Source organism: Paenibacillus sp. FSL R7-0312 (assembly GCF_038004445.1).
Taxonomy (GTDB): Bacteria; Bacillota; Bacilli; order Paenibacillales; family Paenibacillaceae; genus Paenibacillus_AQ.
The window spans coordinates 5038442-5052857 of record NZ_JBBORE010000001.1 but is presented as its reverse complement, the minus strand read 5'-3'; the positions used below and the strand labels follow the sequence as shown (position 1 = coordinate 5052857).

The following is a 14416-nucleotide window of genomic DNA, read 5'->3' as shown; positions in this document are numbered from 1 at the left end:
AAAAGGGATTATTAGCTACCCCAACTAACCTCAGGGCCACTCTGAACCTCTGTACTTATAGCATCGGTAAAAGTATCAGTAGTGTGGAAGTAGTAGGAATGCTGGCCGGGAGGCAGCTTGGTCGTGTATTGATAGACTCTGCCGTCAACATAGCTAGTGTCACCCGGATTAGCAGGCTGCATGGTCCGGACAACGCCGTCCAAGACCAGCTCCATGGCAAATGGGGCCTGATTATCCGCATCTGTATAAGTGACTGTGAAAGTATACTCGGTCTGCGGAGTGCCGTCTGTATGATTTACGCCTCCTGAAGTTAACGTTGGCGCACTCCCGCTGACCTGATTGGTCGCCTTAATTTCATCGATCAGCATTTCTCCGGCAGTGACTGTATTTTGTTTCAACCAAATGGACATCTTCAGTGCCTTTTTATCAATAGCCGGACTAAGTGCATTCAGATCGAATTGCAGATCGCTCCATTCCGATGGAACCAGTGCCCAGCCTCCGGTCAGATTGTACGTTCTTTTGCCGTCATTGATTTCAATCCGGGTTCTGAGGTCAGGAGAGGCCGGATTCTTAAGCGTAAGATTCAAATACCGGTAGCCGCTCAGATCGACCACATCATTCCACGGCTGGAACTTAGCTGCTGAAGCCACACTTGCCGGAGTTTGGGCGAATTTGCCGGCTGAACGTCCGTCTGCTGTAAGCTTGGTAAACGTTCCCGTGCCGCCATTCTGATTATACCAGTTGACCCAGGTCGTGTTGGCCGCAGAGCCACCCCAGAAGCCGCCGCCTCCAAAATCATCATATAACAGCGGAGTGGAGGGGTCCGGCAACGCCGGAGCAACAGTGTAATGAGTCGAGCTGTAGGTGTATCCGCCGGAAGAGTCCTTCGCACGAACATCTACTCTCCGGCTTACGTAGGGCAAGGATTGGCTCTCATCGATAACCGCAGCGTACACCGCATCGTTTACAGTCGAATATACATTACCGGAAACCGTCATCGGCTGATAAGGCAATCCGGCTGCCGCATACTCTACCTGGCTCAGACCATCCCCAGCCTCAGCGAAAACAGTTACATTTCCGCGGACCCATTCTCCAATCACCGGAGAGAGTACCGGCAGGGCGGGCGGCTTCGCCGTGTTGTCCGCACCTGTTCCCGGAGCTGCACTCAGCCCCATTACCGTATATAGGAGTCCTGCCTGAATACTGATGCTGAACTCGTTATACCGCCACTGATTCGTATCATCCAGATAGAGCGACCGGTCCTCGTACCAGGGGCTTATACTGTTTCGATTCTTAGGATCCTTCATATTCGGTCCGCTGACCATGGCGCCGGGAAAGATAATTCCGGTATCACCCGCAGTATTGGAATCCTCATTGTAACGGGTATGCGGGAACATCACATGATGGGTGCCGATGCCGGAGACCCAGCTGATATTCCACGGATTTTCTCCGAACAGCCAATACATACCCTTCACCACCGCCTCCAGTGCTGACGGGTCACCGAATAATTCATAGTACCGCAGCAGGTCCCCTAAATAAGAAGCATGAGGTTCGTTTACACCGAAGTTTTTGAACTGGTTCAGTACACCATACGGTGTATCATCTGATGTGGAGAGGAAGAAATCCGCTTGTCCTTTTAACAGACTGTGAATATGAGATTGTGTCGCAGCATCGGCAGCCGGATAGAACTCGGCCATGGACATTGGGCTCATGTCCCAATAGTTCGTGGAGGAGATGTCACCCAGGGTTAAGGCGTTGATTGTCGCCGAAGCTGCATTCCTATACTGATTCTCGCCCGTCAGCAAGAACAGCTCCACATCAGCGAGCAGCTTGGAATTGGGGATGCCTCCTCTTGTGGAGTATGAACCTATGGGACCGTCAGGATGGGCAACCACATATTCATAAAAGATTACAGCTGCGCTCTCGCATTGGTCGGCAAAATCCGTGAGTTCTGCAATCTGAGCTGACGCGATATCGCCTTCGTTAATAGCCGTGCGGATCGCGCGAGCTGTAGCAGCAAGTGTACCCGCTGATTTGGCTGAGCCGCCGACACTTAAATCGGTCAGCTTCCGGTCATCCGCTGTGCCGGATAGGTTATCGGTAGATTTCTCCGGATGAACGAAAGAAGCATTGTTCCTGAGATTATACATTTCCCCGCCTAGCTGATCCGCGAACTTGATGAGATATTCGCTGCCGAAGACAGCTTCATCTACCAGGTCCGGGATGCCATTGCTGTCGTTATCGTACTTCACGCTGTCTTTGTCCGCATAACGCGTATAAGCAAGTGCGATCTCCGCGCCGACCCATTGGTTACCGCCATATTTGCCGTAATCACCGGCATCGTACCAGCTGCCTGTCAGATCATAATGGGTCAGGCCGTCCGCAGACTGGGCATCATCCAGGTGACCCGCGGCATGGTAGAGCTTGGCGGAAGGAGCTACACTGCTGTAACCCTCAGGATAAGCATCACTTGTGGCTACTGAGGCACGCAGAAGACGGTAGAAGGCAGTCATTTCATCCTTGTATTGATCCCACAGGTTAGGTGTGATTTCAAAAGGATAGGAGTACTGCTGATTACTTCGCACCCTGTAGTTGTTCCCGGAATCTGTGACGGAGGAGAAGCCGATAGAGTAGACATGCTTATTCCAGTAAAAGCCCTCGTAAGTCATGGTGCCTGAAGACACGACATTTGATCCATCCAAGATTTCATAAGTGGCGTCTGTGACGGTTGTGGTGGAGATGAGTTTGGCGTTCTTGATATCGTCTGCACTGTAGCCGGCTTGGCTCACTACAATATCAATTACAGAAGAGGAATTGGTTACGCTCAAATTGTGAATTCCGGTCGTGACTTCATTCGAAGTCGTATCCGTGGTACGGAAATAGTAGGAATGGGCTCCCGCCGGAAGCTTGGTCATGAACCTGTAATCTTTTCCGTCCGTGTAGGTTACATCAGCTTGATCGATTTCGCGCATAGTATAGGCCGTGTCATCAATGATCACCTGAACAGCATAAGGGGCCTCGTTATCCGGGTCGGTATAAGTGGCATCGAAGGTAAAATTAGTGTTCTGGTTATAGCTGCCATCTGTATCCGCACTCATCACAGCCGGGCTTAACTGAGGCGCGGTACCGCCGGAGGCCGTGGTAAACACGATATCATCGATCAGCATTTCCCCGTAAGTCCCGCCGGCTTGTCTTAGCCACACCTCCAGTTTGACTTTCTCCTTCTGAATCTTGGGCGACAGGGCATCCAGATCAAACTGCAGGCTGGTCCAGGTATCCGTTGCAGATACATAACCGCCGGTAAGATTGTAATTGGTGATGCCGTCGCTTATGACAACACGAATGAGTGACTGGGCATAACCTGCATTTTGCAAAGACAGATTCATATACCGGTAGCCTGAGAGGTCAAAGGTCTCGTTCATCGGCTGAAACTTGGCCCAGGAGGTGGAGGAGCTTGGGGTTTGTGTGAACTTTCCAATTGTGCGGGTGCCTTGGACCGTCTTGGTGAAAGTGCCACTTCCCCCGTTCTGATTGTACCAGTTCGTCCAATTTTGCTTGAACAGCCCCCCGCCGGCAAAATCATCATACAGAAGAGGGTGGGCGGGTCCCGGTAAGGGGTTAACCGCTGCTGCGGCATGCCGGGGAGAAAGAGCAACAGTACTTATGATCAACAACAGGCTGAGGCATACCGGCAATAACTTTTTGAGTCTACCGGGGAATAGGCTTGATCTGAACATCTGTTTAACCTCCTCATAGTCGGATAATGTGAACCCTAATCTCCTTTCCTCATTTATGTAAACGCTTGCAAAAAGAGCATAAAAGAGTTACTATCACTAGTCGATGATGAATTACGGGAAATATATGATCTATACTAGGGCTGTAACGGCTTCGAACCTATGAAACAGAGTTCCTTCAAAGCCTGACGGTCAACAATCCTGATATAGATCACACAAAAGATGAAATAGATCATCTACCGTAATTTGCAGCGAGTGTACTGTGATACAAAAGGGGGAGCATCATGTATAAAATTCTCGTGGTAGACGATGAGCCGAGAGTGAGTGCGGGAATCAAAAATTTCCTGCTCGCTTCGGATATGAACATTACTTATGTAGAAACAGCTATCAATGGATTTGAAGCGATTGATTATTTGCGCATGGACCGCTTTGATCTGGTGCTTACCGATATACAGATGGGCCGGATGAGCGGTATTGAATTAATGGAGAATATCTATATGGAGCAGTGGAATGTCCCGGTGATTGTCATCTCCGCCCATGAGAAGTTTGATTTCGCCAAAAAATCGCTACGGCTGGGGGCAAAGGATTATCTGGTCAAGCCCGTAGAGCGAACAGAGCTGCTGCGGGTAGTCCGCAAAGCCTTAACCCAGAAAGAGCTTCCAGGGAAGAGCCTTGAGGCGGAAAGCAGGCCGATACAGGACCATTCAAGGCGTAATGAGTGGCTGATGGAGCTGGTTACGCAGCGGAATCTGACCCGGGAGGATATCGAAGATGTGACCAGTGAGCTGGGAGAGCTTTTACAAGGACAATTCTTCGGCGTGATCTCCAGCCGCATTGACTATAGCCAGGCCGGCTTCAGCCATCAGAAGGTCACGCTCCATGACCGCAAATTATTGAAATATGCGGCGATTAATATTATGAATGAAACCTTAATGGAGTGGAACGGTTTGACCTTCAACGGCTTCGGCCATTCGATCATCAGCATCATCCAGTTATCTGCCGAAGAAATGGGCGATCCCCGGGTTAGAGTACACTCGCAGATCCATATGATCGGGCAGATGATCGCTATGAATATGAAGCAGTATCTGAATGTGGAGGCAACGATAGGCCTTAGCACTTTAGGCGGGGATGTGTTGATGCTCCCCAAGCTGATGGAAGAAGCAGACACTGCGGCGGAGTGGACCAAAGTCCATCCCGGACAAAGAGTCTTCTATTATCACGATATAGCCGTGCAGGATAACCTGAGTATGGTGGTCTGGATGAATAAGGTCAGTGAATTCATGGAGCAGATGAAATCAGCGGTAGAATCCTCCGGGGACTTGAATCCGCAAAGCATCCTTGGCCAGCTGCCGGTGTCTGAACTGTCGCAGGAAGTCACGAACAGCTATTGCGGGATGCTGATTTACCGGATTTACGGACTGCTGGTCGAATACGGACAGGGGAACGGGGCTTCCCTCTATGATTTCAACCCGGATAGGGTGTTCCAGGGACTTAGCGGACAGCAGAAGCTGGAACGGCTGCACCGGTATATTGAAGATTCGGTTGCTTTTTTGCAGCAGCTCTCTAAGGCCAGAGATCAGAACGTGATCTCGCGGATTACCAGCTACATCCAGAAAAATTACCGTAACCCGGCGCTGAAAATCCAGGATATTTCCGAGGAGGTTCATTTCAGTGCAGCCCATCTGGGTTATATTTTCAAACGTGATATGAAAACCAACCTTTGGGATTATGTGACGGCACTAAGAATGGAAGAGGCCCGCCGGCTGATGATTACCACGGACAAGAAACGGTATGAAATCGCTTTTGCGGTAGGGTATGAGTCGCCTGAGCACTTCAGCCGGATGTTCAAGAGAATGCTGGGGCTCACACCGGCAGAATTCCGTAAGCAAGCCAGAGGAGGGAACCGGACTGAAACCGAAACTGAAGCTGAAGCATAAAGTCACCCTGGCATTCCTCGTATTGATTGTTTTGCCTTTTATAGTCGTGGGCTGGATTTCAGCTTACGTGGCTGTAGACACCATCAAGGAAGAAGTAGGCAGTACTACACTACAGCTGGTTAAACAAAATCATGTGACGATCGACAAAACCATATCCGCGATCAATGACAGGACGATCACACTGCTGGATAATCATTTTTTCAGTAATCCGGCGGGGTACAGCTTCTGGACCGGAATAGACACGCTGAATGAAATCCAGCAGGCCGATAATATTCTGGAGAGCTGGTCTACCGGGGGCACAGAATATGCAATTTATATGAGAAATATTGAGTCTAGAGATACGCCTTTTGATCTTTCCCATAAGACGAAGGGATTTAAATATTTGGATAAAGACAAAGGCGGATTGCCTGACGCTATGGTAAGCAACATGGATGACAGCGGTGGCGGGGCACTGCGCATTACGCATACAGAGACCGGTGAGCAAACAATCTCGTTCATGCGCAGTATTCTCAATCCCCGGGACTATAATGAGGCAATCGGCCTGCTGGTGGTCAACAAGGTAGAGGTGCTTTTAACCCGGGACATGGTTGCAGTTGAGGTACCGTCTACTGCGGGTATCTTCTTATTCAATGACAAGGATGAGCTGCTAATGACAGCCGGTTCAGGCAGCATTTCACTATCTGAGATTGACAGGAATATCGGACCTGCGGCGCCTTACGGCTTCACCTTCGCTGAAGAAGGAGGGGAAGAGTGGCTCTATGCCTATTCGGACAGCCCGAAATTCCACACCAGATTATTGTACAAAATCCCCTTAGCGTCCATTACCGGTAAGCAAATCTGGCTGCAAAATATGCTCGTCATTATCTCCGTCGTTTTTTTAGCGTTTGTCCTCACGTTCGTTCTCTATTTAGTACGGCTTGTCGTCAAACCCGTAGTGAAGCTTGTCTCGGTAATGAAAATTTATGAACCCGGCAAAACGCTGTCATGGACGGAGGAGCCGCTCAGGCATGATGAATTCGGCATTCTATATGGATCATTTGTGAAAATGACCAAAAGGCTGGATTATTCGATTGAAGAAAATTACGTGATGCAGCTGAAACAGAAAGAGTATGAGCTGCTGATGCTCCAATCCCAGATCACCCCCCATTATCTGTACAATACCTTGGACTCGATTTACTGGTACGCGCTGGATAGCGGAAATACCGAGGTTGGTGAAATGGTCCGTGACTTGTCCATGCTGCTGCGTATCGGCCTCAGTAAAGGTCGGAAAATGATTACAGCCGGGGAAGAGCTGGAGCATGCCCAGGCCTATACACGGCTGCAAGAGAAACGCTACCCTGACACCTTCGAGGTTTGCTGGCAGATTGATGAAACATTGAGAGGCTATGAAACTCCCAAAGTCATTATTCAGCCACTGATAGAAAATGCCATTATTCATGGCGTGCGCGGAATGGATGGGGAAGGCGAGATACGGGTATCTGCCGTTCAAAGTGAAGATACCCTCCGCTTCATCGTAGAGGACAACGGGCATCTGCCTGTAGATCCGGATGAACTCTCCGCCATTATGCAGGAAGAGCATAGTCCGAAGGGCTACGGAATCAGAAATGTGCATCAGCGGGTCCAGCTCCATTACGGCGAGGCGTATGGCTTAACCTATGAACGAAGCGGAGAGGGGTGGACACGGGCAATCATTACCCTGCCTTTGCGCAGGCCCGAATGAGGTACTAACGGCTATGGGCGTTTAAAAGATCACATTTTTACAGGAATGCATCATCGTAGCCGTGTAGAGATGGTTCTATAATAAGTCCATGAAAGGAGTAATGGACATGACTAGGCCTACTAAATTCTCAAGATTTATCCATGCCATGTGGAAGTACAAGGCGCTGACACTAATGATGCTGCCGGCAGTTCTTGTCCTTCTGGCGCACAGCTATCTGCCGATGTTCGGTATATTCATTGCGTTCAAGAATGTGAATTACATTGACGGAATTTGGGGGAGTCCATGGGTAGGGTTCGATAATTTCAAATTCCTGTTCTCCTCGGGGGATATGTGGAGAATTGTAAGAAACACGCTCCTGTACAGCTTAACCTTTATGATGCTGAACTTGGTGCTGTCAGTATCGATTGCGGTGGCCATCAATGAGATCCGGAGGCGGTTTCTGGCAAAAGCTTACCAAAGCTTCATTATCCTGCCGCACTTCCTGTCGATGGTCGTAGTGAGTTATCTCGTATACGCTTTCCTGCAGCCGGATCATGGCTTCATTAATGCCACCGTCCTCAAAGCCTTTGGGCAGGATGCGGTGTTCTGGTACTCGGAGAAGGAATACTGGCCTTATATCCTGGTGTTCGTGAACGCCTGGAAGCATGCCGGCTTCGGTGCTGTAATCTACATTGCGGCGATCGCCGGAATTGACCCCGAATATTATGAGGCTGCACTTATCGACGGGGCTTCCAAGTGGAAGCAGATTACGAACATAACGATTCCTTTTATCCGGCCGGTCATCATTATTATGACAATTCTGTCGATGGGAAGTATCTTCAGTTCAGACTTCGGGCTGTTCTTCCAGGTGCCCATGAACTCAGGGGCATTGTATCCGGTTACGGATACCGTGGATACGTATGTATACCGGGCCTTGATGCAATTAAATGATATCGGGATGTCCTCGGCCACGGCGCTTGTTCAATCGGTGGTTGGGTTTATCATGGTGATCGCAACCAATAGCGCGGTCAGACAAATTGACCGGGAACAGGCATTATTCTAAATAAAGGAGAACAATCATGGCCAACGACTCCGGCAGCCGCATCGGCGGAATTTCTGTAGCTTCCAGTTTAATTTTAAACATTGCTTTTGTAATCCTCTCATTAATCTGCTTTTTGCCTGTTCTGCTAGTCATTATTGTATCCTTCACAGACGGACAGTCCATTCTGACTCAGGGATACAGCTTTGTTCCGGATAAATGGTCGTTGATTGCCTACGAATCCATCTTTAAGGATTTTCAGACGATTGTGTCGGGCTACCGGGTGAGCTTCACCATAACCATTCTTGGCACAGCGCTCAGTGTGCTACTCATGGCACTGTATGCCTATCCCATTTCACGTGCGGATTATCCGTTCCGTAATGCATTTACGTTCTTTTTGTTCTTCACGATGTTGTTTAATGGCGGGATGGTCAGCAGATATCTAATTTACACACAGGTGCTGCATATCAAGGATTCCTATATGGCGCTGATCCTGCCCATGCTGATTGTGCCATTCAACGTAATCATTATGCGGACCTTTTTCCAGACGACCATTCATCCTGCAGTGATTGAATCGGCTAGAATTGACGGTGCGGGTGAGCTTAGAATCTTCCTGCGGATCGTTCTGCCGCTCTCGTTGCCTGTCCTGGCGACCATGGCTTTGTTCAGCACTATCGGCTATTGGAACGACTGGTTCAATGCGCTGCTGTATATCAGCAGTGAGGACAAATATCCGCTCCAGTATTTGATGATGCGTGTCCTCAATGACGTGCAGTATCTGCGCAATAACGTAGAGCTGGCCGCCCAGAATCCAACGATGATGAAGAATCTGCCGAATGAATCCTTGCAGATGGCCATGGCCGTCATAGGAATGGGGCCGATCCTGATCGCGTACCCTTTCTTTCAGAAATATTTTGTCAAAGGCCTCACAGTAGGGGCTGTTAAGGGCTAAAGCAGCGGTGGAACCGGCAAGCAGCCTATTCTGTCTGCCGTTCTATATATAAGCTTAATCATTTAGGGAGGGTTAATATGAAAAAGTTAAAAGGGCGCAAACCGCTATTCACAGCGATTATTCTGGTTCTTGCGTTATCCTTGCAGGCATGCTCTGGCGGTAATAACGGGGGGACTTCTGAACCGGCAGCATCAAAAGGCACAGAGAGCACGAGTACAGCGGCGCCTGCTGACAGTCCGGAATCACTGAAGCCTTACGAGGTGTCAATTATCTACTTCGGTGCGCCGCAGCGGGATGATGCGCTGGTCGAAGCCAAGCTCAGTGAATATTTCAAAGAGAAATTCAATGCCACTGTTGATCTTCAGCCGATCGCCTCCAGCGAATACAAGCAGAAGACCGAGCTGATGTTAAATGCCGGTGAGCCGATGGATCTTGTATTCACAGCCTCATGGCTTAATTTCTTCGGCAACGTCTCTAAGGGCGCCTTCCTGGATCTGGATGATCTGCTGGCCAAATACGGGCAGGGCATCTCAGAGAACCTGAATCCGATCTACCTGGAGGCTCCGCGCTACAAAGGGAAGCTGTATGGGATTCCCACAAACAAAGAGATTACCCAGGGCAAGGCCTACACTTACCGGAAAGATATAGTCGACAAATATAGTATCCCTATTGAGGATATTAAGACGATGTCAGACTTTGAACCCTGGTTCAATCTGCTGAAGGAGAAAGAGCCGGAATTGATTCTGGATTTCATTAAGGAGTCGGGTGAAGGCATGATGTATGAGACCCGCTCGAACTTCCGCGTTATCGGGCCGACGCCTAACAAGATTCCTTTGTTCTTATATGACTATACGAATACAGATAACATCCAGATAAAGTCGGTTGTTGATCCGGAAATCTCATCGATTGCCAAAGCGGAGTATGAGCTGAACCGCAGCTACTATGAGAAGGGCTACATCAATAGCGATGCAGCTACAACAACGACTGACATCGGTGATTTAAGAAAACAGGGTAAAATCTGGATGCAGCAGGCCGTCTGGAAGCCGGGGGCTGATATTGAACTGAAAATTGCCACCGACAATAAATATGATTTCGTCTCTAAGGTTATTGAAGAGCCTATTGTAACCACGGACCTTGCCGCCGGATCGATGTTCTCCATCTCCCGCACCTCCAAAGATCCTGAGCGGGCCATGATGGTATTAAATGCGCTGCATACTGATCCTTACGCCGTGAATCTGTTCGTTAACGGAATTGAAGGCACCCACTATAAGAAGATTAGCGAGAACCGCATCGAGCCGATTGCCGATTCCGGATATGGCACCAGCGCCTTGTTCTGGGTGATCGGTAATCAGCTCATCAATTATCTCAAGCCGGGTCAGCCTGATGATTTGTATTCAAGCTGGAAGGAATTCAACAATGAGGCCAAACGTTCACCGCTGTTAGGGTTCGTATTCGATGAGTCGTCCGTCAAAAACGAGATTACTCAGCTCACCTCGGTCATTGGCGAGTACCGGGCCGCAAGCACGGGGGCAATTCCTGACCCTGCCAAAATGCTTGAGGAAAGAAATGACAAATTAAAGAAGGCCGGCATTGAGAAGGTCCAAACAGAATTGCAGACCCAAATTGATGCCTGGAAAGCAGCTCAATAATTAACGGATTGAAGCATGGCAGGAGGTCTGTTGTTTCAGGACGTCCTGCCATTTAACTGTACAAGAGAAAAGGAGACATACACGATGGAGACTTGGATCAATGAGGCCTGGGATTATTCCCTGGGCAAATTAAGCAACACGCGCTACAGAATCGGAGCAACCTTCCCCAATGCCTCTTACGGCGGAAAATATGATGCGCGTGACCCCGATTGCTGGACCAACGGGTTCTGGCCCGGAATCCTGTGGCTGGCTTATCGTGCTACCGGCGATGAGGAATACCGGAGGATCGCCGAGAACTGTGAGGAGCAGCTGGATGCGCCTCTTCAGGAATACGAACAGCTCCATCATGACAACGGATTCCTCTGGAGCTTGTCAGCGGTGGCCGATTACAAGCTTACCGGCAATATGCTGTCCAGAAGAAGAGGGCTGATTGCTGCCAGCCATTTAGCCAGCCGCTTTAATCTTAAAGGGCAATTCATCCGTGCCTGGCTGTATGAAGGCAGTGAAGGCCTGGCTATTATAGATTGCATGATGAATCTTGGTTTACTGTACTGGGCCAGCGAAGAGCTTAAGGACCCGCGGTACCGGCATATAGCCGCTGCACATTCTGAGATGGCGCTCCGCGAATTCATCCGTCAGGATGGCTCGGTGCACCATATCGTCCGCTTCGATCCCGGAACGGGAGAGCGGATAGAAGCGCTTGGCGGACAAGGGTATAGTCCGGATTCCGCCTGGTCCCGCGGATCGGCCTGGGCGATTTACGGATTCGCTATAGGGTACCGCTATACGCGCGACATCCGGTTTCTGGATGCGGCCAAAGCGGCTGCGGATTATTTCGCCGCACAATTGCCGGAGGATCTTGTGCCTCCGTGGGATTTCCGGGCGCCTGCCGAACAGCTATGGGCCAAAGATTCAACAGCTGCGGCCTGCGCAGCCAGCGGAATGCTGGAAATTGCCTTTCTGCTGGAAGGTGAAGAAGCAGCGCGCTACCGGAAGCTCGGCGCGGCAATAACGGAATCGCTGTTCCGTCATTACACGCCGGAGGACCCAGAGGAAGAAGCGTTAATTACCAAGGGCACTGGCAGCTTCCCGTCCAATGCCGAAGTAGAGGTGCCTATCATCTACGGCGACTTTTTCTTTCTGGAAGCCTTGCTGAAGTTAAAGGGAGAGAACGAAATCTTTTGGTAGAGGAAAGGCTTTACCGGCAATGAAGGAGGTACAACGTTGATGAGAAGAAGAGTGGAGTATGTCGATCCGTTTATAGGTGTGGATGGGGAAAACAATTGCTTGTGCGGGCCTTATCTGCCGGGCAGCATCGTAAGGCTTGGCCCGGATACGCTGCCGCCGCAGCTATCCCACGGCTACGACAGTTCGAGGCCGATTATCCGATTCAGTCATACGCATGTCAGCGGAACGGGGGGCGGAGGCCGTTACGGCAATGTGGGCTTCACCCCTTATACCGGTATGCAGCGGTTCAATATCGATCCTTACCTTAAGGAGAATGAGCAGGCCCAAGCAGGATATTACAGCGTGCAATTAATGCCCGCTGCCATACAGGCTGAATTGACCAGCACAGCGCGCACAGGCATCCACCGTTACAGCTTCAAGGCCGGGGATGCTGCCAACCTGCTGATTGATGCAGGAGCAGTCATTCAGGTAGGCGGAGATGAGCCGGGGAAGACTACCGGCGTCTCCACGGGCGGTTACCTTGAAGTGATATCGGAGTACGAAATCGCAGGCCGTTCCGACCTGCGCGGGGGCTGGGGGCATGAGTTCCCTTATTCCGTCTACTTCTATATCCGCTTCGATCAGCCGATGAAGAGCAGCCTGCTGGCAGACGCCGGCGGAGTACGGCGTAGCCCGTCTGTAGATGGCCCGAATTGTAAGGCTTCCCTTAGCTTCGGTGACTGCGGAGTTCTGGTGGCGAAGACGGGTATTTCTTATGTAAGTGTCGGCAAGGCCAGAGCCAGTGTGGACCGGGAAGCGTCCGCCGGATTCGATGAAATCCGGCAAGCGGCAAGTAGCATCTGGGAGGATAAACTCAGCAGAGTCACGGTGGAAGGGGGTAGCGGGGAGCATACGCGGCTCTTCTATACCCTGATGACCCGGCTGTTCTGTATGCCGAGTGACTTGGGTGTAGACGATGAGAACTTCGCCTGGGAATCCGGGGTCCGGCACTTCACTGATCTGTATGCACTGTGGGACAGCGTCCGAAATGCCAACTCGTTGATTACACTGCTCGACCCGCAGCTTGAAGCGGATATCCTCAATTGTCTGCTGGATATCGCGGATCATACCGGCTGGCTGCCGGACGCCTGGATTATGGGACATAGCGCGATGATTCAAGGAGGAAGCTCCGCAGATGTGCTGTTCTGTGAAGCGGCGCTTAAGAAGCTTGAGGGAATCGACTATGCCAAAGCCCTGAAGCAAATGCGCAAGAATAATGAGGTTACGTCCCCGGACACCTGGCTCTATGGCCGTCACCTGAAGGATTATCATTCCCTGGGGTACTTGTCGACGGATGTGAAGAAGAACTGTGTATCCCGTCATATGGAGTATACCTATCAGGACTGGTGTATCGGCCGGTTGGCCGAGGTTCTTGGTCAGGAGGAGACGGCAGAAGAATATTATCAAAGCTCGGAGAAGCTATGGAATTTATGGAGGGAGGATCTCAAATGCTTCGCGCCCCGGCTTCCGGACGGGGAATGGGCAAGGTCCTTTGACCCCACATCCTGCCTGCCGGATTCATGGAATGATCCTTACTTCTACGAAGGAACCAGCCTGCAATGGTCGTTCAGCACGCATCATGACTTTCATGGACTGGTCGAACGGCATGGGGGGAGAGAAGCTTTTATCAGGCATTTAGACCGTTTTTTTGACGGCGGATTCTATAACTCCAAAGAAACGATGCTGCATATTCCTTATTTATATATTTATGCGGGAAGACCCGACCGGGCGGCTGACCGGGTCCGGGAATGTCTGGAGACATACTTCAGGGCTGAACGTGACGGATTGGGTGATAACGAAGATATGGGCTGTCAGAGTGCCTTTTTCATCTGTTCAGTTATGGGGTTGTACCCTTTGATGGGTCAGGACATCTATTTCCTCGTTCCACCGTTGTTCAATAAGGTAACCCTGCTGTTGGGAGCGAAGGAGACTCCCGTTCCTTTGACGATCGAGACTCAGGGTGAATGCAGCGGGTCCGGCAACCGGTATATAAGGTCTGCTTCAATCAACGGTATGGAATTGAACCGTGCCTGGGTCCGCCATGAAGAAATCGCCGGAGGAGGCACGCTTCTGCTGGAGCTTGGTTCTGAAGCCGGAGAGTGGGGAAGCATGATTCCACCTTCCCCGCTCAAGGAACGGGAGCAAGGCAAACAAACATCATGGTAGGCGCTGGCTCAAG

The 14416-nt window shown here is 50.5% G+C and carries 8 protein-coding genes; 7 read left to right on the top strand and 1 reads right to left on the bottom strand.

All coding sequences use genetic code 11. The features are described 5' to 3' along the window. Nucleotides 1-11 precede the first annotated feature (11 nt). Entirely contained in the window at nucleotides 12-3737 is a 3726-nt protein-coding gene (locus MKX70_RS21975; protein ID WP_340840724.1) for a glycoside hydrolase family 9 protein, read from the bottom strand. Between the two features lie 281 nt (nucleotides 3738-4018). Here MKX70_RS21975 and MKX70_RS21970 point away from each other — a divergent pair, with 281 nt between their 5' ends. The 7 genes from MKX70_RS21970 to MKX70_RS21940 all read left to right on the top strand — a co-directional run bounded on the left by MKX70_RS21970 (nucleotide 4019) and on the right by MKX70_RS21940 (nucleotide 14403). Further along, nucleotides 4019-5671: a response regulator transcription factor gene (locus tag MKX70_RS21970; RefSeq protein WP_340840723.1), complete on the top strand. Its 1653-nt coding sequence runs from the start codon at nucleotides 4019-4021 to the stop codon at nucleotides 5669-5671. Continuing rightward, complete coding sequence (locus MKX70_RS21965; RefSeq protein ID WP_340790198.1) at nucleotides 5559-7391, top strand: sensor histidine kinase; 1833 nt, start codon at nucleotides 5559-5561, stop codon at nucleotides 7389-7391. The genes MKX70_RS21970 and MKX70_RS21965 overlap by 113 nt, the downstream gene beginning before the upstream one ends. 106 nt (nucleotides 7392-7497) lie before the next feature. Next, nucleotides 7498-8433, top strand: coding sequence for an ABC transporter permease (locus tag MKX70_RS21960; RefSeq protein ID WP_340786032.1), 936 nt, complete (start codon nucleotides 7498-7500; stop codon nucleotides 8431-8433). A gap of 16 nt (nucleotides 8434-8449) precedes the next feature. After that, the gene (locus MKX70_RS21955) at nucleotides 8450-9361 is read left to right on the top strand and encodes a carbohydrate ABC transporter permease (protein ID WP_340840722.1); all 912 of its coding nucleotides are present in this window, start codon (nucleotides 8450-8452) and stop codon (nucleotides 9359-9361) included. 77 nt (nucleotides 9362-9438) lie between these two features. Then, entirely contained in the window at nucleotides 9439-11010 is a 1572-nt protein-coding gene (locus MKX70_RS21950) for an ABC transporter substrate-binding protein (RefSeq protein ID WP_340840721.1), read from the top strand. Nucleotides 11011-11094: 84 nt separating this feature from the next. Beyond that, nucleotides 11095-12198 (top strand): glycoside hydrolase family 88 protein, encoded by a 1104-nt coding sequence (locus MKX70_RS21945; protein ID WP_340840720.1) that lies wholly within the window; start codon nucleotides 11095-11097, stop codon nucleotides 12196-12198. A gap of 39 nt (nucleotides 12199-12237) precedes the next feature. Then, entirely contained in the window at nucleotides 12238-14403 is a 2166-nt protein-coding gene (locus MKX70_RS21940) for a GH92 family glycosyl hydrolase (protein ID WP_340841684.1), read from the top strand. Nucleotides 14404-14416 lie beyond the last annotated feature (13 nt).

Bases quoted from the DNA above. Each gene is read 5' to 3' on its own strand.
- MKX70_RS21975 (WP_340840724.1), bottom strand. From the start codon at position 3,737: ATGTTCAGATCAAGCCTATTCCCCGGTAGACTCAAAAAGTTATTGCCG.
- MKX70_RS21970 (WP_340840723.1), top strand. From the start codon at position 4,019: ATGTATAAAATTCTCGTGGTAGACGATGAGCCGAGAGTGAGTGCGGGA.
- MKX70_RS21960 (WP_340786032.1), top strand. From the start codon at position 7,498: ATGACTAGGCCTACTAAATTCTCAAGATTTATCCATGCCATGTGGAAG.
- MKX70_RS21955 (WP_340840722.1), top strand. From the start codon at position 8,450: ATGGCCAACGACTCCGGCAGCCGCATCGGCGGAATTTCTGTAGCTTCC.
- MKX70_RS21950 (WP_340840721.1), top strand. From the start codon at position 9,439: ATGAAAAAGTTAAAAGGGCGCAAACCGCTATTCACAGCGATTATTCTG.
- MKX70_RS21945 (WP_340840720.1), top strand. From the start codon at position 11,095: ATGGAGACTTGGATCAATGAGGCCTGGGATTATTCCCTGGGCAAATTA.
- MKX70_RS21940 (WP_340841684.1), top strand. From the start codon at position 12,238: ATGAGAAGAAGAGTGGAGTATGTCGATCCGTTTATAGGTGTGGATGGG.